Origin of the sequence: Aeromonas sp. 9A (genome assembly GCF_963900955.1) — a bacterium.
Lineage (GTDB): Bacteria > Pseudomonadota > Gammaproteobacteria > Enterobacterales > Aeromonadaceae > Aeromonas > Aeromonas salmonicida.
Genome location: NZ_CAWRFG010000001.1, coordinates 3,981,635 through 4,000,822, shown reverse-complemented (window position 1 = coordinate 4,000,822; position 19,188 = coordinate 3,981,635). Strand labels below are relative to the sequence as shown.

The window sequence follows — 19,188 nt, the reverse complement described above, 5'->3', positions numbered from 1 at the left end:
GGATGACAATCCCCCAGCTGGCGACGGGGATTTCACCGATTTGCAGCCCTCTTCACAATTTCAACACGCTCACAATCCGTTCGATTGCCTAACTCATCCGACCTGGTGTCAAATCACTCCGCCCAATACAAGGAGTGGCATAATAATGAATAATATCAATAAATTAGTTCTGGCTATCGGATTCACTCTCACCACCTTCCCGGCCCTGGCGGCAGGCTTCCAGTGCAAGGATCACGTCAAACTCGGGGTCCCGAGTCAATCCAGTCAGCTGTTGTGCCGGGACGGTTATGCCGCCGGATACAACTATGACACCAAGGTCGCAGACTGGGTCTCTTACCGTATGACGGCGGCCAGCGCCCAGGGTCAGGTGCCGCGCAAGGATGCCTTCGCCGAAGACAGGGAGGTGCCGGTGCAGTTCCGCGCCACCCTGGCGGACTACAAGGGGTCGGGCTACGACAGGGGTCATCAGGCGCCCGCGGCGGACATGCGCTCCACCGCCGCTACCATGAAGCAGAGCTTCCTGCTGACCAACATGACGCCGCAGTTGCCGGCGCTCAATCAGGGGGCCTGGCGCATTCTGGAAGAGAAGACCCGCCAGTGGGCCATCGCCTATCAGGATGTTCAGGTGATCACTGGCCCCATCTTCACCAACTCCGATGCTGCCATTGGCAATGGTGTGACTGTGCCCCACGCCTACTACCGGGTGGTGATGGATGTGGCCAACCAGGAGGCGATCGCCTTCGTTCTGCCGCAACAGAACGTATCGGCCAGCCGGCTTGCGGATTACATAGTGACTGTGGATGCGGTGGAAGAGCAGACCGGACTGGATCTTTTCACTGAGCTGCCGGATGAACAGGAAGAGGCCATGGAGTCCCGGCTGATGGCCATGTGGGGCAACTGACTCGCGGTAACGACAACAGGGGCCTGGGCCCCTGTTGTCAGTCGTTTGCACTGTCTCTCATTAGCTGGGATCAGTCACCACCCAAGGCTCAGGTTGGCGATCCATATTTAGGTGAGCCATTACAGGGCAGATAAAGTGGAGTAGATGCCCTGGTCGTGCAGCTGTGTCCTGGGCCTGTACAGCCTGGGTTTGGTCTTGATGAATTAAGATGCCTCCCATTTTTAGGGAGGCATAATGTCTGTTCCATCTGCTGTTTTCTCTGCTCAACCCCACCTGCGCCGCGGCTTCAATGCGATCTTGCTGTCTACCCTTTTATTGGCGCTGCCTGCGCCGGCCATGGCCGATGATGACTTTCGGCTGGGCAAGACTCTCTTGCTGGGAGTGGGCGACCATGCCGCCATTATTCCCATCATCGTCTGCCGACCTGCCAAGTCCATCATGGTCAAGGCAGGACGGGAATTGACCCTTAACCGGGTCAAGGTGTTTTATGGCAACGACAGCAGCAAGACCCTCACTTTTGACAAGGATCTGAAAGCGGATCAGGAATCGGACTGGAAATCCCTCGGCAGCCGCCTTTGCATCAAGCGGATCGAGGTCTATGGCAATTCTGAGGGGAGCAAGGCCGGGGTCAAGGTATACGGCCGCAAATAAGAGATGGACGGGGGTTCACATCCCCCGTCCATTTACCTATTTCTTGGGGCGAAACGGCTTGATCACTGCTTCATCGCACTCGAGATAGGGTCCATCCATCAGGTCGATGCAGTAGGGGATGGCGGGGAAGACCGCATCCAGGCACTCACGGATGGACTTGGGCTTGCCCGGCAGGTTGACGATGAGCGAACTGCCGCGCAGGCCTGCGGTCTGGCGCGACAAAATGGCGGTTGGTACGAACTTGAGGGACTCGGCCCGCATCAGCTCGCCAAAGCCCGGCATCATGCGATCGCACACCGCCTCCGTGGCCTCGGGGGTCACATCCCGTTTGGCGGGGCCGGTACCGCCCGTGGTGACGATGAGGCAGCACTGCTCCTGGTCTGCCAGCCGGATCAGGGTCGCTTCAATCTGATCCTGTTCATCCGGGATCACCTGATAGACGGGTTCCCATTCAGAGGTCAGATACGCGCCCAGCGTCTCTATGATGGCCTTGCCGGAGAGGTCTTCGTAGATGCCTGCACTGGCGCGATCGCTGACGGTGACGATGCCGATTTTTGCCTTGCTCATGGTCTGCTCTTGGTTGCGCTGAATAAGTGGCAAATAAAATAACATAATCAGTGAGATATGTTAAACGAGGCCAGACATTGGCGAGTGTGGTGATCAACATCGAGTGCCGAATGAAAAGCAATATTGCAGGTTCCCTTTCAATAAGACATAAGGCCAGGGTGTCGTCGCCATAAAAATGTATAAACAGGTCCAGTGAAAATATTCAGGAATAATCGGTTGATCCATAACGAATAAGCCGGTGGCAGCTTGCCGCTGCCGTCATTTTTTGGCGCAATCGGGTTCGAAAGAGGGCTGTATGGATTGAACCAGGCGGGTAATCGTCTTATATAACTTCTTATACGGTTGGTTGAATTATGAGCTGATCGTTGTTGTTTGAGTATCACCATGCAGCGGCTGGCCGCGGGAGGGCATATGGAGTTGCCTGATTTTGATACCTTGAGACGGTTGGCTGTGGCGGAGCCCGAGCGGCTCGACGAGTTGCTGCGCCAGCAGATAGAGGGCTTGATCGACCGGGTCAGCCCAGAGCAGCAACAGCGGCTGCGCGGCCTGCAGTTTCGCATCGACTGCCAGCGTCAATTGGCCAAGAACAACATGGACAGCTGTATTCGTATTGCGGCCATGATGCACGATTCCTTTTATTCCATGCGCAGCGAGATGATCCAGCTCAATGCCAATCTCTATGCCGATCAGGCGCCCGTCTATAGGGAAAATAATGTTGTTTCTTTCTTTGACTATTACCACAAGAAGAAATAACGCCCTTCATTAATAATTCAGTTAAATGTTATTTTAGATAATATATTCGTTACCAGGTGAGGCTCGCTTGGTGACGTTAATTTATCTGGAGTTATTTGTAATCCATTTGATGTATTTTAGTGGCGTCGGCTGTTGTATTAAAAATTGATTATTGCCGTGATCGGTGTGGATGAATGGCGCCGACAGTTAGGCTAATATGGCGATACTTTAAATTTGCTACGACTCGAAGGGATTATGAGAAGTATCACACCAAGGCGGGTGCTGTCGCGGGATCAACAGACAGAGATCACCCGCATCATCGTCAAGGCGGGTCAGATGCTGGCCCAGTTCGGGGCGGAGAGCCGCATCATAGAGCAGACCACGGTCCGGCTCGGCATGGCGCTTGGGCTGGAGAGCGTCGAGATGGCTATCTCCTCCAGTGCCATAGTGCTCACCAGCCTCTATCAGGGCAGTTGTGTCACCACTACCCGCCGGGTGCGGGAACACGGTATCAACATGCAGGTGGTATGCGAGATCCAGCGTATCTGCATCATGGCGGAGAAGGAGCTGATAGGGGCACGAGAGGTGCGTCTGCGGCTCGACGGCATAGTGCCGTTTCATTACCACCCCTGGCTGGTGGTCCCCATGGTGGGGCTCTCCTGCGGCGCCTTCAGCCTGTTGTTTGGCGGTGACTGGCCCATCTTCATGGTGACCTGTCTCTCCGCTGCCGTGGCGATGCGGGTGCGCCAGCTGATCGCCCGCCATCACCACAGCCCGCTCATCAACTTTGCCGCGACCGGTTTTATCGCCACCTTGCTCTCTTCCAGCGCCACCTTCTTCAACTGGGGCGCCCAGCCCTATCTCGCCATGGCAGCCAGCGTGCTCTTGCTGGTGCCGGGTTTCCCGCTCATCAATGCTGTTTCCGACATGGTGAAGGGTTACTTCAACATGGGGCTTGCGCGCTGGGGCACGGCAACTCTGCTTACCATCAGCGCCGCTATTGGCATCATTCTGGCCATGTCGGTCACTGGTATCTGGGGGTGGAAGGTATGAAGGACTTTGACTCTGTATTGGCCAGCAGGAACGGACTTGACCTGCTGACCATCAGCGGGCGGATCAACATCGGCATCATTCTGGCCATGTCGGTGACCGGTATCTGGGGGTGGAAAGTATGATGGATCTGATCTGGCTACTGGCCAAAGATGCCTTCTGGTCTTCCATTCCGGCCGTGGGGTTTGCCATGTTGTTCAACGTGCCGCCGCGTATGTTGAAGTACTGTGCCATGGGCGGTGCCCTGGCCCACAGCTTGCGTACCCTGCTCATCCATTACGGCATGCCCATCGAGTGGGCGACCCTGGCGGCGGCGACCACGGTCGGCTTTGTCTGTGTCTACTGGTCCCGTCGCCTGCTGGCGCCACGGCCCGTGTTCAGCGTCGCCTCCATTATTCCCATGATCCCCGGCAGCTATGCGTTCAAGACCATGATTGCCGTGGTGGAGCTCAATATCTCGGGGGTGACCATGGAGCTTATCCAGAGTGCGGTGGAGAATGGCCTCAAGGCACTGTTCATCGTGGGGGCCCTCAGTTTCGGCCTAGCGATTCCTTCCTTGGTCGTGTATCGTAACCGCCCCATTATATGAATGGTGAAGTGAGAGATTGATACCGTGAAGATTTCCATGATTGCCGCCGTGGCTCAAGACCGTGTGATCGGCAAGGACAACCAGATGCCTTGGCATATGCCGGCCGATCTGGCCCACTTCAAGCGGATCACCCTCGGCAAGCCTGTGCTGATGGGACGCAAGACCTTCGAATCCATAGGTCGCCCACTACCCGGGCGCCGTAATCTGGTGATCAGCCGTAATCCGGAGTATCGGGTTGATGGTGTTGAAGTGATTGATTCTGTTAAGGCAGCGTTAGAACTATTGAGTCATGGCGAAGCGGTGGAAGAGCTGATGGTGATCGGTGGTGGTCATCTTTTTGAACAGCTCTTGCCGAAGGCTGAACGTCTCTATCTGACCCAGATTGAACTTGAAGTTGAGGGCGATGCCCATTTCCCAGTGTTGGATCATACCGACTGGGAGCTACTGGAAGCAGAGTCTCATTCAGCTGATGAGCGGAACGCGTATCCCTACCGCTTCGAAACCTGGCAGCGGCGCTGAGATCTCCGGGTCACCGTTGAAAATGAAAGGCCCCCAGTGCTGCACAAGGGGCCTTTTTCCTTGCTGCAACTGGGCAGCCCGAGAGACATCCCATCTGTCAGGGCTGCACTTGGCTCTTCCTCCTTGCTCCTCTTTCTGCCTCTTTTCTCCCCAATCAAATCATTAGGGTTGTAATGATTTTGCAGGTTTTCCTGCGAGGGGATCACTGCATCCGAGAATCGCACCATAACAGCCCGACTCCATTAGATTTTTCCTAACAAGGGTGATTAACATATTAGTCATCTAATCAAAAAAGCATGCTGGCATGGGTCATGCTTGTCGATTTGCAGGCTTTTATTGTCAAAAATAAACCATTAAAATCAATAAATTATGTTTTCATTGTTTTGTTCGGACTCTTATGGTTCTTTCGTTTTTGGCGGAAATTGCTTAGTGTAGTAAGTAATTGGTTAGCGTTCGGCGGGTTAATTATCAAGATGCCGACAATAAAAATAGGACAGTATGACAGTCAAACTCGAAGTCAAATCACTCTATAAAATCTTCGGAGAACAGCCGGAGAAAGTCTTCAAATTGCTGGAGAAAGGGCACGACCGCGCCAGCATTTTGAAAAAGACGGGTCAAACCCTGGGTGTGCATGGGGTGGATCTCGCCATCCACGAGGGAGAAATCTTTGTGGTAATGGGCTTGTCCGGTTCGGGCAAATCTACCCTGGTGCGTCTCTTCAACCGTCTTATCGAGCCGACCCGTGGTCAGGTGTTGATCGACGGTGAGGACATCGCCGCCATCTCGGACAGCGAGCTGCGTCAGGTCAGGCGCAAGAAGATCAGCATGGTGTTCCAATCTTTCGCCCTCATGCCTCATCTGAGCGTGCTGGAAAACGCCGCCTTTGGTCTGGAGCTGGCCGGTGTGCCGCTTCTCGAACGCCAGGAAAGTGCCCGCCAGGCACTCAATCAGGTGGGTCTGGGCCAGTGGGTGGACTCCTTCCCCGATGCCCTCTCCGGTGGCATGAAGCAAAGGGTTGGTCTGGCCCGCGCACTGGCCAATGACCCCGACATACTGTTGATGGATGAGGCTTTTTCCGCGCTGGATCCGCTGATCCGCACCGAGATGCAGGATGAACTGCTCAAGCTGCAGGCCAGCCATCAGCGCACCATCGTCTTTATCTCCCACGATCTGGATGAAGCGATGCGCATCGGTGATCGCATCGCCATCATGCAGGACGGTCAGGTGATCCAGATCGGGACACCCGACGAGATCCTGAGCCAACCGGCCAACGATTATGTGCGTGCCTTCTTTCGCGGCGTGGATCTGGCCAATGTGTTCAGTGCCCGCGATATCGTCAGCCGCAAGCAGATGCCGCTTATCAAGAAGCACACCACGGATGGCCCGGCTAATGCCCTGCGTCAACTCAAGGAGCAGGATCGCGAATTTGGTTATGTGGTGGATCGCAGTCGTCATTTTGTCGGCGTGGTATCCCTCGCGTCTCTTGCGCGCACAGTGGCCAGCAAGGGGAGTCTTGAACAGGCCTTACTGGATGAAGTGACGCCGTTATTGGCGGATACCCCGCTGCATGAGTTGATCAGTCTGGTGGCGGCTGCACCTTGTCAGGTGCCGGTCATTGAGGAGGATGGAACCTATCTGGGTCTTATCTCAAAGGCGAATCTACTCAACACTCTGGACAGGAGTACACCGGCATGAAGCAACTAATTTCTCTCTGTCTGGCGGCCCTGCTGCTGGCAAGCAATCCGGCCTGGGCTGAAGAGGTAACCGCCAATGCTCAGGATAGTGTGGTCAGCAGCGAGGTAACGGATGCAGCATCAGATCCTTGGGGCAGTACAACCGAGACTGCGGTAGCCAGCAATGATTGGCAGACCGAGATCGTCTCGAAGGCGGAAGAGCCCGCTTTTGACCCTTTGGATCCTTTCCAGCATGCCTGGGTACCACTCGACCGTTGGGTTGAACAGGGTATTGGCGCGTTGGTGAGCAACTTCCGCCCCCTGTTCCAGATCATCCGGGCTCCGGTCGAAGTGACGCTAAATGCGCTGACCAGCGCGCTGCAGAGTATTCCTTCTTCCATCATGGTTGGTCTCTTGACTCTGGTGGCCTGGCAACTGGTCAGTGGGCGAATGGCGTTGGGAACACTGGTCTCGCTGATTGGTATAGGTCTCATTGGTGCCTGGTCTGATGCCATGGTGACCCTGTCGCTGGTACTGACCTCGCTCTTCTTCTGCATTTTGATCGGGCTGCCGGTGGGCATTTTGCTGGCTCGTAGCGAAAAAGCAACAGCCTGGACCCGGCCGCTGCTGGATGCCATGCAAACTACCCCGGCTTTCGTCTACCTCATTCCCATCGTTATGTTGTTCGGCATTGGTAATGTGCCCGGGGTCGTCGTCACCATTATTTTCGCGCTGCCGCCGATGATCAGGTTGACCATTTTGGGTATTCGTCAGGTACCTGAGGACCTTGTTGAAGCTGGTCACTCATTTGGTGCCAGTCCCTCCCAACTGTTGTTCAAGGTGCAACTGCCGCTTGCCATGCCCACCATCATGGCCGGGGTCAATCAGTCGCTGATGCTCTCCCTCTCCATGGTGGTCATTGCGTCCATGATAGCCGTGGGTGGTCTGGGCCAGATGGTACTGCGCGGCATTGGTCGTCTCGACATGGGGATGGCTTCGGTGGGGGGGCTTGGCATAGTCCTGCTTGCCATAGTGCTGGATCGTATGACTCAGGCGATGGGTCAGTCCAATTCCGGGCATGTCGGCCGCTGGTATCAGCATGGCCCGATTGCCTTGCTGCTCGCACCGTTCGGGCAGCGCAACAAGACTCACACTAAAGGAGAAAATGTATGAAAACCATCACCAAGGGATTGACGCTGGGTACTCTGTTGCTGAGCACGGCCGCCATGGCCGGCGTGACAGTTCAACCCATCCAGAGCACTGTGCCGGAGGAGGCGTTTCAGACCCTGCTGGTGAGCAAGCTGCTGGGTGAGCTGGGCTATGACGTCAAATCTGCCAAAGAGGCGGATTACAATGTGGGTTATGCCTCGGTCGCCAGCGGCGATGCGACCTTTCTCACGTTCAACTGGAATCCGCTCCACAAAGACAAGTATGAAAAGGCCGGGGATGATGCCAAGTTCTACCGCAAGGGAACTTATGTAACCGGCGCGGCCCAGGGCTATCTCATCGACAAGGTCACTGCCGACAAATACGGCATCACCAACATAGCCCAGTTGAAGGATCCCAAGCTGGCTGCACTGTTTGACAGCGATGGTGATGGCAAGGCTGACCTGGCTGGTTGCAACCCGGGCTGGGGCTGCGAGATGGTGATCAATCATCAGCTCAAGACTTACGGTCTGGATCAGACTGTGACTCATCAACAGGGGAATTACTCGGCCATCATTGCTGACACCATCACTCGTTACAAGGAACACAAACCGGTGTTTTACTACACTTGGACGCCTTACTGGGTAAGCGGCGAGCTGGTGCCGGGCAAGGATGTGGTATGGCTGGAAGTGCCTTATACCGCTTTGCCAGAGGGGCGTAAGGGTGACACCAAGTTAGCGAATGGCAAAAACTATGGTTTTGAGATGAATACCATGCACATAGTCGCCAACAAGGCGTTCGCCGAGGCAAACCCTGCTGCCGCCAAGCTGTTTGCCGAAATGAAGCTGCCCATCAATGACATCAACGTGCAAAACGGTTTGATGAAGCAGGGGCAGAACAAGCCGGCAGATATTGAGCGTCATGCAAATGCCTGGATCAAGGGACACGAAGCCCTGGTCAACGACTGGTTGACTCAGGCTCGCGCCGCCAAGTAAGCGGATAATCAGGGCGCGCCTTCATGCACTGAATATCACCCATAAAAGCGCCCGGCAGTTGCCGGGCGCTTTTTTATTGTCAGAATCCTGAAGAGGGATCAGATACCTGAGCCGTCGTGCTCGCCGCTCTCTTCGTGCAGGCCGCACTCGCGCTTGAGGCCGAAGAAGCGGGTCTGCTCTTCGCTCATGCCCGGCTCCCACTTGGTGGTGGTGTGCACGTCGCCGACCGAGAGGTAGCCTTGCTCCCACAGTGGGTGGTAGGGCAGGTCGAACTCCTTGAAGTAGTAGAAGACGTCCTTGTTGCTCCAGTCGATGACAGGCAGGAACTTGAAGCGGCCGCGCTGTATGGCCAGCACTGGCAGCTTGCCACGGCTGCCCGCCTGCTCCCGGCGCAGGCCGGAAAACCAGGTCTGGGCCCCCAGCTCGCTCAGTGCGCGGTCCATGGGTTCCACCTTGTTGAGCTGGTTGTAGCGGGTGATCCCCTCCACCCCCTGCTCCCACAGCAGGCCGAAGCGTGCCTCCTGCCAGGCCGGTGACAGTTCTGCCCTGTATATCTTCAGATTGAGCGCCAGCTGTTCGGTCAGCTCATCGATAAAGCGGTAGGTCTCGGGGAAGAGATAGCCGGTATCGGTGAGTACCACGGGTACGTCGTTGCGCTCACTGCTCACCAGGTGCAGCATCAGCGCGGCCTGAATGCCGAAGCTGGATGACAATACATGTTCCCCCGGCAGATTGGCCAGTGCCCAGCGCACCCGCTCGGGGGCGCTCATGGTGTCCAGCTCCCGGTTGAGGGGGGCCAGCGCCTCGGTCTGTTCTTCACGGCCGAGGGTCAGCAGGGCTTGCAGGTCAAGACGGCCATTTTCAGTAACATCAAGCGGCATAGAAGTCCCTCGCTGAGTCGATAACGGGCGCAATCACCCCAACCCGGATCACGAAGTCACCGAAGCACTCCGCCGCCGTGCGTTCTGCCGCCCAGCGGCCGATCAGCCGATCCAGCTCGGCCAGGATCTGCGGCTCAGTGATGTTCTCCTGATAGAGGCGCGGGATGCGGGTCCCCTCCAGGTTGCCACCCAGGTGCAGGTTGTAGCGGCCCGGTGCCTTGCCCACCAGACCCACTTCCGCCAGCATGGCGCGGCCGCAGCCGTTGGGGCAGCCGGTGACCCGGAAGATGATGGCGTCATCCGCCAGCCCGTGCTTGGTGAGCAAGCCTTCGATGTCGGTGACAAACGCCGGCAGCATACGCTCGGCCTCGGCCATCGCCAGCGGGCAGGTGGGCAGGGCCACGCAGGCCATGGACTGCTTGCGCTGCTCGCTCACGCCGTCATCCAGCAGGCCGTATTGACGAGCCAGGGCTTCGATGCGCGTCTTCTCGCCAGCGGGGACGCCGGCGATGATGAGGTTCTGGTTGGCGGTCAGGCGGAAATCCCCCAGGTGGATCTTGGCGATTTCCAGCATGCCGGTCTTGAGCGGCTTGCCCGGGAAGTCCAGCAAACGGCCATTCTCGATAAAGAGGGTCAGGTGGTGCTTGCCATCGATCCCTTCGACCCAGCCGAAGCGATCGCCACGGCTGGTGAACTCATAGGGACGACTCTCGGCGAAGGGGATACCTGCGCGGTTCTCTACCTCGGCCTTGAACGCCTCGACACCGACCCGTTCGAGGGTGTACTTGGTCTTGGCGTTCTTGCGGTTGACCCGGTTGCCCCAGTCACGCTGGGTGCTGACCACGGCCGCCGCCACCTCCAATACGTGGGAGAGGGGAATAAAGCCAAAATCACTCGCCTTGCGCGGGTAGGTGCTGGTGTCGCCGTGAGTCATGGCGAGACCGCCGCCCACCAGCACGTTGAAGCCCACCAGCTTGCCGCCTTCGGCAATGGCCACGAAGTTGAGATCGTTGGCGTGAATATCCACGTCGTTGTGGGGCGGGATCACCACTGTGGTCTTGAATTTGCGCGGCAGGTAGTTGGAACCCAGGATCGGCTCCTCGTCCCCACCCAGCCTCTCGCCATCCAGCCAGATCTCGACATAGGCGCGGGTCTTGGGCAGCAGGTGCTCGGAGATTTTTGTGGCCCACTCGTAGGCTTCCTGATGCAGCTCGGACTCCACCGGATTGCTGGTGCAGAGCACGTTGCGGTTAACGTCGCCTGCGGTGGCGATGGAATCTATGCCGGTGCTATTGAGGGTCTGGTGCATCAGCTTGATGTCGCGCTTCAATACCCCGTGGAACTGGAAGGTCTGACGAGTGGTCAGGCGGATGCTGCCATACAGGCTGTGCTCCTCGGCGAACTTGTCGATCACCTGCCATTGGGCTGGGGTGATGATGCCGCCCGGCAGACGGGCGCGCAGCATGACGTTGTGCAGGGGCTCCAGCTTCTGGGCGGTACGCTCCGGGCGTATGTCTCTGTCATCCTGCTGATACATGCCGTGGAAGCGGATCAGCTGGAAGTTGTCGCCGTTGAAGCCGCCGGTGAGCGGGTCTTGCAGATCCTGCTCTATGGTGCCGCGCAGAAAGTTGCTCTCGCGCTTGAGGCGCTCGTTGTCGGCCAGCGGTCCTTCGACCGGCCCCGCTTTCTGTTCCGAGATTGTTTGCTTGCTCATCAATAGACATCCCTTTGATAACGTTTGGCACGACGCAATTCGCTCAAATACTCTTCTGCTTCCTCACGGCTCTTGTGACCGTGTTCTGCAATCACATCCAGCAGGGCTTCCTGCACATCTTTCGCCATGTGGTTGGCATCGCCGCACACATAGAAGTGAGCACCTGCTTCCAGCCACTGGTAGAGCTCCAGACCCGCTTCACGCAGTCTGTCCTGCACATAAATCTTGTTGGCCTGATCCCGGCTGAAGGCCAGCGAGATCTTCGACAGCAGGCCCGATTTCACATAGCGCTGCCACTCCACCTGATAGAGAAAGTCCTGGGTGAAGTGGGGATTGCCGAAGAAGAGCCAGTTCTTGCCCTCGGCCCCTTGAGTCTCGCGCTCCTGCATAAAGGCGCGGAACGGGGCTATGCCGGTGCCCGGTCCCACCATGATGACGGGGGTATCGGGATTGGCCGGCAGGCGGAAGTTGTCATTGTGCTCCACAAACACCCGTACCTCGGCATCTTCGGCCAGCCTGTCCGCCAAATAGGAGGAGGCGGCGCCACTGCGCACTGTGCCATCTTCTTGCGGGTAGCGCACCACGCCAACGGTGAGATGCACCTCCTCTTCCACTTCGCTCTGGGCAGAGGCGATGGAGTAGAGGCGAGGGGTGAGGGGGCGCAGCAGGCCAGTCAACTGCTCCGCGCTGAGTTCGGTCGGGAAGCGCTTGAGCACATCCACCACTTGGGCAGAGGCCACCAGGGCATTGACCTGGGCCTTGTCACCGGCCAGGTCTTTGAGCGCGGCATTCCCCGAGATCTCTGCCAACCCCGTGATAAAGCCGCCGTGCAACCGGGTCAGTTCCAGATTGCGGGTGAGCACCTCGCGCAGGCTGCCATGGGCGGTGGCTTCGTCACCACTGCGTCCGGACAGGGCCAGCACTTCCCCCACCAGGTCGGCGTCGTTGTCGAACCAGACCCCGAGGGCATCCCCAGGCTGATAGGTTAGCCCAGACTCTTCGAGGCTGATCTCGATATGGCGGATATCCTTGGTGGAATCGCGGCCGGTGATCTTCTGATTCACCGACAGGCGGGCCGGGAAGGGATTGGCCTTGTCGTACTGGCTGTGACCGACAGCCGCTTGCACCGCCCCCGCCACGCTGCTTGTTGCGACCCCGGCAGAAAGCGTGGCGGCAATGGCATTGACCGCCTGCTCGCCCCAGGCCTTGGCGGCATCCTGATAGTCCACATCCAGGCTGGCAAGCTCATGAATGCGATCGGCGCCCGCCTTGGTCAGCAGGCTGTCAAAGTCCTGACCTGTCTGGCAGAAAAATTCGTAGGAGCTGTCACCCAGCCCCAGCACGGCGAACTTGAGCCCCTCGAGTTTGCCAACCTTGCCCTTCTTGAGCTGCTCGAACAGATCGACGGCACTCTCCGGTGGTTCACCCTCCCCGTAAGTGCTCACTACCACCAGCAGGTGGGTCTCTTTCTTGAGCTGCTTGGGTTTGTAATCTGCCATGGAGGTGAGGGTCACCGGCAAGCCGCGGGCCTCGGCCTGCGCCTTGATGGCACTGGCCACGCCTTTGGCATTGCCGGTCTGGGATCCGTAGAGAATGGTCAGGCTGCCGCCGGGCGCTGTCACGGCATCCGTTGCCGCCACTGGCTGGCTGCCGGATTGGGAGAGACCGTAGAGATAGCCGCTCACCCAGACCAGTTGTTGGGTATTGAGGGTTGATAATGCCTGGTTCAGCTGACGTTGTTGTTCATCAGAGAGGGGGGCCAGATTGGTCAGGGAGTCCTTCAATTGCATCACACGCGTCTTCCATGGTCTGATTTTTGGTCAGGTTAAGGGGTGTGATGGATAACAACAAAGAATAAAAATGTCTTTTTTATTCTATTAATGCATTAAAACCCCAAGGGATCCTGTCTTGAGCCTGCTCGGGCTGCGCCCTGCTTCATGGTATAAACGGCGAAGAATGAGCCCCGTCGTGACGTCACAGGAAAAACGAATGCCGACTATCAGACTGTTTCATGTCAATGCCTTCAGCCAGCAGCCCTTTGGCGGTAACCCGGCCGTAGTGGTGCTGGGGCCGGCCCAGCCTGATGCGCGACTGCAGGCCATGGCGGCCGAGTTCAACCTGTCGGAGACCGCCTTTCTCACACCGGCAGGGGCGGCGTGCTATCAGCTACGCTGGTTTACCCCTCAGGTCGAGGTGGATCTCTGTGGTCACGGCACGCTCGCCGCCGCCCACGTGCTGTGGCAGACGGGGGAAGTGGCCCCTCAGGAGGTCATCCGCTTCGAGACCCGCAGCGGCGTCTTGCTGGCCCGGCGCGAGGGGGAATGGATCCAGCTCGACTTCCCGCGGATCCCGCTCACACCACTGGTGCTGGACCCGGCTTACGGGGCTGCGCTCGGCTGTACGCCGCGGCAGACCCTGGCGGCCGGTGCCAAGTTCCTGCTGGAGCTTGGAAGCGAAGAGGAGGTGAGGGGGCTAGTACCGGATTTTCATGCCCTGCGTGCCCTGCCTGGGCGGGGACTGATGGTGACGGCCCCGTCCAGCCGTGCAGGCGATGACTTCGTCTCCCGCTATTTCGCTCCCTGGGTCGGGGTGGATGAGGATCCCGTCACCGGCTCCAACCACTGCGCTCTGGTGCCCTTCTGGGCCGAGCGACTGGGCAAGAGAGAGCTGCGGGCTCGCCAGATCTCGGCGCGCTGTGGGGAGCTGAAGCTTGTCCTGCAGGGGGAGCGCGTGTTGATGTCGGGTCAGGCGTTGACCCTCTGGCAGGGAGAGTGGCTGCTGCCATCCACTCTGTAAGGTACAAGCGTGTGCCCCTCTATGGTCGCCATAATGTTCGCCATAAAAAACGCCCCGCAGTTGCGGGGCGTTTCGTTGCCATCGAGTCACAGGCCTGGCCTGCACTCTGAGCTTATTTCTGTTGCGGGCGCAGGGCCGGGAACAGGATGACGTCACGGATGGTGTGGCTGTTGGTGAACAGCATCACCAGACGGTCGATACCAATGCCCTGACCGGCAGTGGGCGGCAGGCCGTGTTCCAGCGCGGTCACGAAGTCGGCGTCGTAGAACATGGCTTCGTCGTCACCAGCTTCTTTCTGGTTCACCTGATCCTGGAAGCGCTTGGCCTGGTCTTCCGCATCGTTCAGCTCGGAGAAGCCGTTGGCCAGCTCGCGGCCACCGATGAAGAATTCGAAGCGGTCGGTCACGTCCGGGTTCACGTCGTTGCGGCGCGCCAGCGGAGAAACGGCTGCCGGGTACTCGGTGATGAAGGTGGGTTGCAGCAGCATGTGCTCTACTGTCTCTTCGAAGATGGCGGTGATCACGTGGCCCAGCTCCCAGCCCTTCATCAGCTCGATGTGCAGACGCTTGGCAACCGCCTTGGCGCTCTCCAGGGTAGCCAGATCCGCCGGGGTCACATCCGGGTTGTACTTCAGGATGGAGTCCACCATGGTGAGGCGCTGGAACGGCTGACCGAAATCGATGGTCAGACCCTCTTCACCCTCTTTGGCGTAACGGATCTTGGTGTCACCCAGAATGTCCTGCGCCAGGGTGCGCAGCAGCTCCTCGGTCAGGTCCATCAGATCGATGTAGTCGGCATAGGCCATGTAGAACTCGATCATGGTGAACTCGGGGTTGTGACGCACCGAGATACCTTCGTTACGGAAGTTGCGGTTGATCTCGTACACGCGCTCGAAACCACCGACCACCAGACGCTTCAGGTAAAGCTCGGGGGCGATACGCAGGTACATGTCGATGTCCAGAGCATTGTGGTGAGTGACGAACGGACGCGCGGAGGCGCCACCCGGGATGACCTGCATCATGGGGGTTTCCACTTCCATGAAGCGCTTGTCGTTGAAGAACTTGCGGATGCCGGCAACCACTTTGGTGCGGATCATGAAGGTCTTGCGGGACTCTTCATTGGCGATCAGGTCCAGGTAACGCTGGCGGCAGCGTGCTTCCTGGTCGGTCAGGCCCTTGTGCTTCTCGGGCAGCGGACGCAGTGCCTTGGTCAGCAGGCGGATGGTGGAGACGTGTACCGAGAGTTCACCTGTGTTGGTACGGAACAGGGTCCCTTCCACGCCGACTATGTCACCCAGATCCCACTTCTTGAACTGCTCGTTGTAGAAGCCTTCCGGCAGATCGTCACGGGTCACGTAGATCTGGATCTTGCCAGCCATGTCCTGCAGGGTGGCGAAAGACGCCTTGCCCATGATCCGGCGGGTCATGATGCGACCGGCAATCTTCACCTGTTTACCCAAGGCCACCAGCTCTTCGGCGCTCTTGTCGCCAAATTCGGCATGCAGATCGCCAGAAAGGCTGTCACGACGGAAGTCGTTGGGGAAGGGGTTGCCCTGGGCGCGCAAGGCGGCCAGCTTGGAACGACGCTCCGTCATCTCGTTGTTCAGTTCGAGAGTGTGGTCGACTTCCGGAGTTGTGGTTTGTTCAGACATGGTGATTCCTGCTGTTCTGTTTTTACAGGCCTGATTTCAGGCTAGCTTCGATAAACTTGTCCAGGTCGCCGTCGAGTACCGCTTGGGTATTGCGGGTTTCGACGCCGGTGCGCAGATCCTTGATGCGTGCATCATCCAGCACATAGGAACGGATCTGGCTGCCCCAGCCGATATCGGACTTGGTCTCTTCGAGGGCTTGCTTCTCAGCGTTCTGCTTCTGAATTTCCAGCTCGTAGAGCTTGGCTTTCAGCTGCTTCATACACTGATCTTTGTTTTTGTGCTGGGAACGATCGTTCTGGCACTGTACCACGACACCGGTCGGGATGTGGGTGATACGTACCGCGGATTCGGTCCGGTTGACGTGCTGACCACCGGCGCCGGAAGCGCGGTAGACGTCGATCCGCAGGTCGGCCGGGTTGATCTCGATGTCGATGTCATCATCGATCTCGGGATAGACGAATACGGAACAGAATGAAGTGTGGCGACGGCCACCCGAGTCGAACGGTGACTTGCGAACCAGACGGTGGACGCCGGTTTCGGTACGCAACCAGCCGAAGGCATACTCGCCGGTGAACTTGACGGTGGCGGACTTGATGCCGGCCACGTCGCCGTCAGAGAGCTCGATAAGCTCCGGCTTGTAACCGTGGGCATCGCCCCAGCGCAGGTACATGCGCAGCACCATGTTGGCCCAATCCTGGGCTTCGGTACCACCTGAGCCGGACTGGATGTCGATGTAGCAATCGGAGCCGTCGTGCTGACCGGAGAACATGCGACGGAATTCGAGGTCCACCAGCTTGGTTTCAAGTACATCGGCTTCGGCCACGGCTTCGTTGAAGGTATCTTCGTCTTCCCCTTCCACCGCCAGGCTCACCAGCATCTCGACGTCTTCGGCACCCTGGGTCAGGGTGTCAATGGTGCCGACCACGTTCTCCAGGGAGACGCGCTCCTTGCCCAGCGCTTGTGCGCGCTCGGGCTCATTCCATACGTCCGGCTGTTCCAGCTCGGCGTTGACCTCTTCTAGACGCTCTTTCTTGGCGTCATAGTCAAAGGTACCCCCTAAGAAGCTCTGTCCTCTCAGACAGCTCCTTAAGTTTGTTTAATACAGGATTGACTTCAAACATCGTGAAAACTCTCGGGGTCGATGTGATTTAAAAACGGGATATTCTAGCCAATTGTGGAAGGAATAAACAGGGTCGCCTCTTCTTGTGCGCATCTGGTAGTCAATTTCTGGTGCAGTTTTCCCCAACTCGGTGGAAAATATCGTCCGCAGACTCATTTGCAGGTTCAGTTTTCGCCTGCCGGGTCGCTAATAACTACGCAGTGCTGTGCACTCTTTTGGGAAATCCGGTTCCTGACCTCATAAGAAGAAATCATGATGAAAAACCTATCACTCAAGCAGAAGATACTGTTGTCGGTGGTGATCGCCTTGTCATTGGTGATCCTGCTGCTCTCCTGGCAGAGCTATACCAGCCAGAAGTCCCTGTTGCTGCAAGGCAGTCAGGAACAGGTGCAACGATTGGGCAGCCAGCAGGCCGCCAGCGTCAGTGACTGGCTCTCCGCCCGTCGCGACGTGATCCAGGCCCTTGGCAACAAGGCCAGTGCAGACCCCCTCAATGCCCTGCAACAGGCGCAAGTGTCGGGTCGCTTCCAGCTCACCTACTTCGGTGAGGGCAATGGCAAGATGAACGACTCGGATCCTTCCATCAACCGTAGCGGTTATGATCCGCGCTCCCGTGGCTGGTATCAGGAAGCCATGAGCAAGGGCGGCCTCATTGTGACCAAACCCTATCTGGACGTTGCCTACAACATCATGGTGGTGACCCTGGCCCAACCGGCTCAGGGCGGCGTGGTCGGTGGTGACCTCTCCATCGCATCCCTGGTAGAAGACATCACCAAGATGAAGCTGCCCGCCGACGGTTTTGCCATCATGATGCACAAGGATGGTACCGTCATCGCGTACAAGGACGCGGCAAAGGCGATGAAGCCGGCCACCGAGATCGACAACGATCTGACCAATGCCCTCATCGATCAGAGCAAGGCTGGCAATACCCTGATCCCTGCCTATTTTGACAGCGAAGGCCGTGACAAGCTGCTGATGGCGGTAGACATCCCGGATACCGACTGGGAACTGGTGCTGGTGCTGGACAAGGCTACCCTGGAGGCGCCGCTCTCCTCCTTGCTGATGACCCAGCTCGGTCTGGCCCTGCTGGTGCTGGTGGGCAGCATTCTCGCCATCTCCTGGCTGGTCAGCCTGTTGCTCGGCCCGCTCACCAAAGTCTCCCAGGCCCTGGCCCGCATCGCCGACGGTAACGGTGATTTGACCCAGCGCATCAAGATCGACGCCAACGACGAGGTGGGCCAGCTGGCCAACAGCTTCAACCGTTTCGTCGGCAGTCAGCATCAGCTGATCGCCAACATCCGCAAGCTGGCCAACGAGCTGAACGCCGACGCCGAGCGCAGTCTGGTGACCAACCAGGCCTCGGTGGACGAGCTGCAGCGCCAGCAACAGGAAGTGACCATGGTTGCCACTGCCGTCACCGAGATGGCGAGCGCCACCATGGAGATCGCCGGCAATGCCGAGAACACGGCCGCCGCCGCCCAGCAATCCGCCCAGAGCAGTGAACAGGGCAAGATGCTGGTGAACCAGACCCGCCAGTCCATCAACGGTCTGGCCGAAGAGGTGGGGCAGGCGACCGCCGTGATCGGCGAGCTGAGCCGTCACGCCCAGGCCATTTCCGGTATCCTCTCCACCATTCAGGGCATTGCCGAGCAGACCAACCTGCTGGCGCTGAACGCGGCCATCGAAGCGGCCCGCGCCGGTGAACAGGGTCGTGGTTTCGCCGTTGTGGCGGACGAAGTACGAGTACTGTCCCGTCGTACCCAGGATTCCACCCAGGAGATCCAGTCCACTATCGAGACGTTGCAACAGACCACTGCCCGTGCGGTCAGCCTGATGCAGACCAGCCAGGGCCTGGCCGACAACAGTGTGAAAGACGCCGATGCCGCCGCTGCCGCGCTGGAAGAGATCACCCAGGCCGTCTCGCTTATCTCCGACATGGCGGGTCAGATCGCCACCGCCGCCGAGGAGCAGACCCAGGTGACTGGCGAGATCACCCAGAACACCACCGCCATCAAGGATGTGAGTGACGAGATCACTGCCGCCGCCATGCGCGATCTGGATCAGGCCCATCGCCTCAAGGGTCGTGCTACCGACCTGAACCAGCAGGTGTCGACCTTTATCCTGTAAGACTCAGGGTTGCAGCCTGTCCGGACTGAAATGAAAAAGCCCCGCACTCGGCCGAGTGCGGGGCTTTTATTTTGTG

18 protein-coding genes are annotated in these 19,188 nt (G+C 58.1%); 12 read left to right on the top strand and 6 right to left on the bottom strand.

All coding sequences use genetic code 11. From position 1 onward, the window contains the following. Positions 1 to 145: 145 nt before the first annotated feature. Together AACX78_RS18485 and AACX78_RS18480 are read left to right on the top strand one after the other, a co-directional pair. Positions 146 to 901 carry a DNA/RNA non-specific endonuclease gene (locus tag AACX78_RS18485; protein ID WP_058393696.1) on the top strand — a complete coding sequence of 252 codons (756 nt, stop codon included), beginning with the start codon at positions 146 to 148 and terminating at the stop codon, positions 899 to 901. A gap of 234 nt (positions 902 to 1,135) precedes the next feature. After that, positions 1,136 to 1,552, top strand: a complete 417-nt coding sequence (locus AACX78_RS18480) for a DUF2541 family protein (RefSeq protein WP_159167063.1) — start codon at positions 1,136 to 1,138, stop codon at positions 1,550 to 1,552. Positions 1,553 to 1,588: 36 nt separating this feature from the next. Here the strand turns inward: AACX78_RS18480 and mog are convergent, their stop codons facing one another. After that, the gene (gene mog / locus AACX78_RS18475) at positions 1,589 to 2,119 is read right to left on the bottom strand and encodes a molybdopterin adenylyltransferase (RefSeq protein WP_021140759.1); all 531 of its coding nucleotides are present in this window, start codon (positions 2,117 to 2,119) and stop codon (positions 1,589 to 1,591) included. A 411-nt stretch (positions 2,120 to 2,530) separates the two neighbouring features. On the opposite strand from mog, the gene AACX78_RS18470 reads away from it, so the two are divergent. The 8 genes from AACX78_RS18470 to proX all read left to right on the top strand — a co-directional run bounded on the left by AACX78_RS18470 (position 2,531) and on the right by proX (position 8,823). Beyond that, positions 2,531 to 2,872: a DUF3135 domain-containing protein gene (locus tag AACX78_RS18470; RefSeq protein WP_021140758.1), complete on the top strand. Its 342-nt coding sequence runs from the start codon at positions 2,531 to 2,533 to the stop codon at positions 2,870 to 2,872. A 234-nt stretch (positions 2,873 to 3,106) separates the two neighbouring features. Beyond that, the gene (locus AACX78_RS18465) at positions 3,107 to 3,904 is read left to right on the top strand and encodes a threonine/serine exporter family protein (protein ID WP_011898413.1); all 798 of its coding nucleotides are present in this window, start codon (positions 3,107 to 3,109) and stop codon (positions 3,902 to 3,904) included. Next, complete coding sequence (locus tag AACX78_RS18460) at positions 3,901 to 4,026, top strand: hypothetical protein (RefSeq protein WP_265342333.1); 126 nt, start codon at positions 3,901 to 3,903, stop codon at positions 4,024 to 4,026. The genes AACX78_RS18465 and AACX78_RS18460 overlap by 4 nt, the downstream gene beginning before the upstream one ends. Continuing rightward, complete coding sequence (locus AACX78_RS18455; RefSeq protein WP_005317742.1) at positions 4,023 to 4,490, top strand: threonine/serine exporter family protein; 468 nt, start codon at positions 4,023 to 4,025, stop codon at positions 4,488 to 4,490. Before AACX78_RS18460 ends, AACX78_RS18455 begins: the two co-directional genes overlap by 4 nt. Before the next feature lie 24 nt (positions 4,491 to 4,514). Further along, the gene (gene folA, locus AACX78_RS18450) at positions 4,515 to 5,009 is read left to right on the top strand and encodes a type 3 dihydrofolate reductase (RefSeq protein WP_159167062.1); all 495 of its coding nucleotides are present in this window, start codon (positions 4,515 to 4,517) and stop codon (positions 5,007 to 5,009) included. A gap of 498 nt (positions 5,010 to 5,507) precedes the next feature. Continuing rightward, complete coding sequence (proV, locus tag AACX78_RS18445; RefSeq protein WP_111588425.1) at positions 5,508 to 6,704, top strand: glycine betaine/L-proline ABC transporter ATP-binding protein ProV; 1,197 nt, start codon at positions 5,508 to 5,510, stop codon at positions 6,702 to 6,704. Continuing rightward, the gene (proW, locus tag AACX78_RS18440; protein WP_159167061.1) at positions 6,701 to 7,855 is read left to right on the top strand and encodes a glycine betaine/L-proline ABC transporter permease ProW; all 1,155 of its coding nucleotides are present in this window, start codon (positions 6,701 to 6,703) and stop codon (positions 7,853 to 7,855) included. The genes proV and proW overlap by 4 nt, the downstream gene beginning before the upstream one ends. Continuing rightward, entirely contained in the window at positions 7,852 to 8,823 is a 972-nt protein-coding gene (proX, locus tag AACX78_RS18435; RefSeq protein WP_159167060.1) for a glycine betaine/L-proline ABC transporter substrate-binding protein ProX, read from the top strand. Before proW ends, proX begins: the two co-directional genes overlap by 4 nt. Before the next feature lie 98 nt (positions 8,824 to 8,921). Here proX and AACX78_RS18430 read toward each other — a convergent pair whose 3' ends face one another. Genes AACX78_RS18430 through AACX78_RS18420 form a run of 3 tightly spaced genes read right to left on the bottom strand, consistent with a single transcriptional unit; the run spans position 8,922 to position 13,208 of the window. Continuing rightward, positions 8,922 to 9,704, bottom strand: a complete 783-nt coding sequence (locus AACX78_RS18430; RefSeq protein WP_159167059.1) for a phosphoadenylyl-sulfate reductase — start codon at positions 9,702 to 9,704, stop codon at positions 8,922 to 8,924. Continuing rightward, positions 9,694 to 11,418, bottom strand: a complete 1,725-nt coding sequence (gene cysI / locus AACX78_RS18425) for an assimilatory sulfite reductase (NADPH) hemoprotein subunit (RefSeq protein WP_159167058.1) — start codon at positions 11,416 to 11,418, stop codon at positions 9,694 to 9,696. Before cysI ends, AACX78_RS18430 begins: the two co-directional genes overlap by 11 nt. Then, on the bottom strand, positions 11,418 to 13,208 hold the full coding sequence (locus AACX78_RS18420; RefSeq protein ID WP_201302957.1) for an assimilatory sulfite reductase (NADPH) flavoprotein subunit: 1,791 nt from the start codon (positions 13,206 to 13,208) through the stop codon (positions 11,418 to 11,420). Before AACX78_RS18420 ends, cysI begins: the two co-directional genes overlap by 1 nt. Before the next feature lie 199 nt (positions 13,209 to 13,407). Between AACX78_RS18420 and AACX78_RS18415 the strand changes: the two genes are divergently transcribed. Further along, entirely contained in the window at positions 13,408 to 14,214 is an 807-nt protein-coding gene (locus tag AACX78_RS18415) for a PhzF family phenazine biosynthesis protein (RefSeq protein ID WP_159167056.1), read from the top strand. Positions 14,215 to 14,326: 112 nt separating this feature from the next. On the opposite strand, the gene lysS is transcribed toward AACX78_RS18415, so the two are convergent. Continuing rightward, positions 14,327 to 15,865: a lysine--tRNA ligase gene (lysS, locus tag AACX78_RS18410; protein ID WP_087755024.1), complete on the bottom strand. Its 1,539-nt coding sequence runs from the start codon at positions 15,863 to 15,865 to the stop codon at positions 14,327 to 14,329. Between the two features lie 22 nt (positions 15,866 to 15,887). Further along, positions 15,888 to 16,986, bottom strand: a protein-coding gene (gene prfB / locus AACX78_RS18405; RefSeq protein ID WP_096118696.1) for a peptide chain release factor 2 whose coding sequence is annotated in 2 segments (ribosomal slippage) — positions 15,888 to 16,910 and positions 16,912 to 16,986 — 1,098 coding nt in all. Because the reading frame shifts where the segments join, the coding sequence is not laid out codon by codon here. Between the two features lie 254 nt (positions 16,987 to 17,240). Between prfB and AACX78_RS18400 the strand changes: the two genes are divergently transcribed. After that, positions 17,241 to 19,112, top strand: coding sequence for a methyl-accepting chemotaxis protein (locus tag AACX78_RS18400; protein ID WP_159167562.1), 1,872 nt, complete (start codon positions 17,241 to 17,243; stop codon positions 19,110 to 19,112). Positions 19,113 to 19,188: the final 76 nt, after the last annotated feature.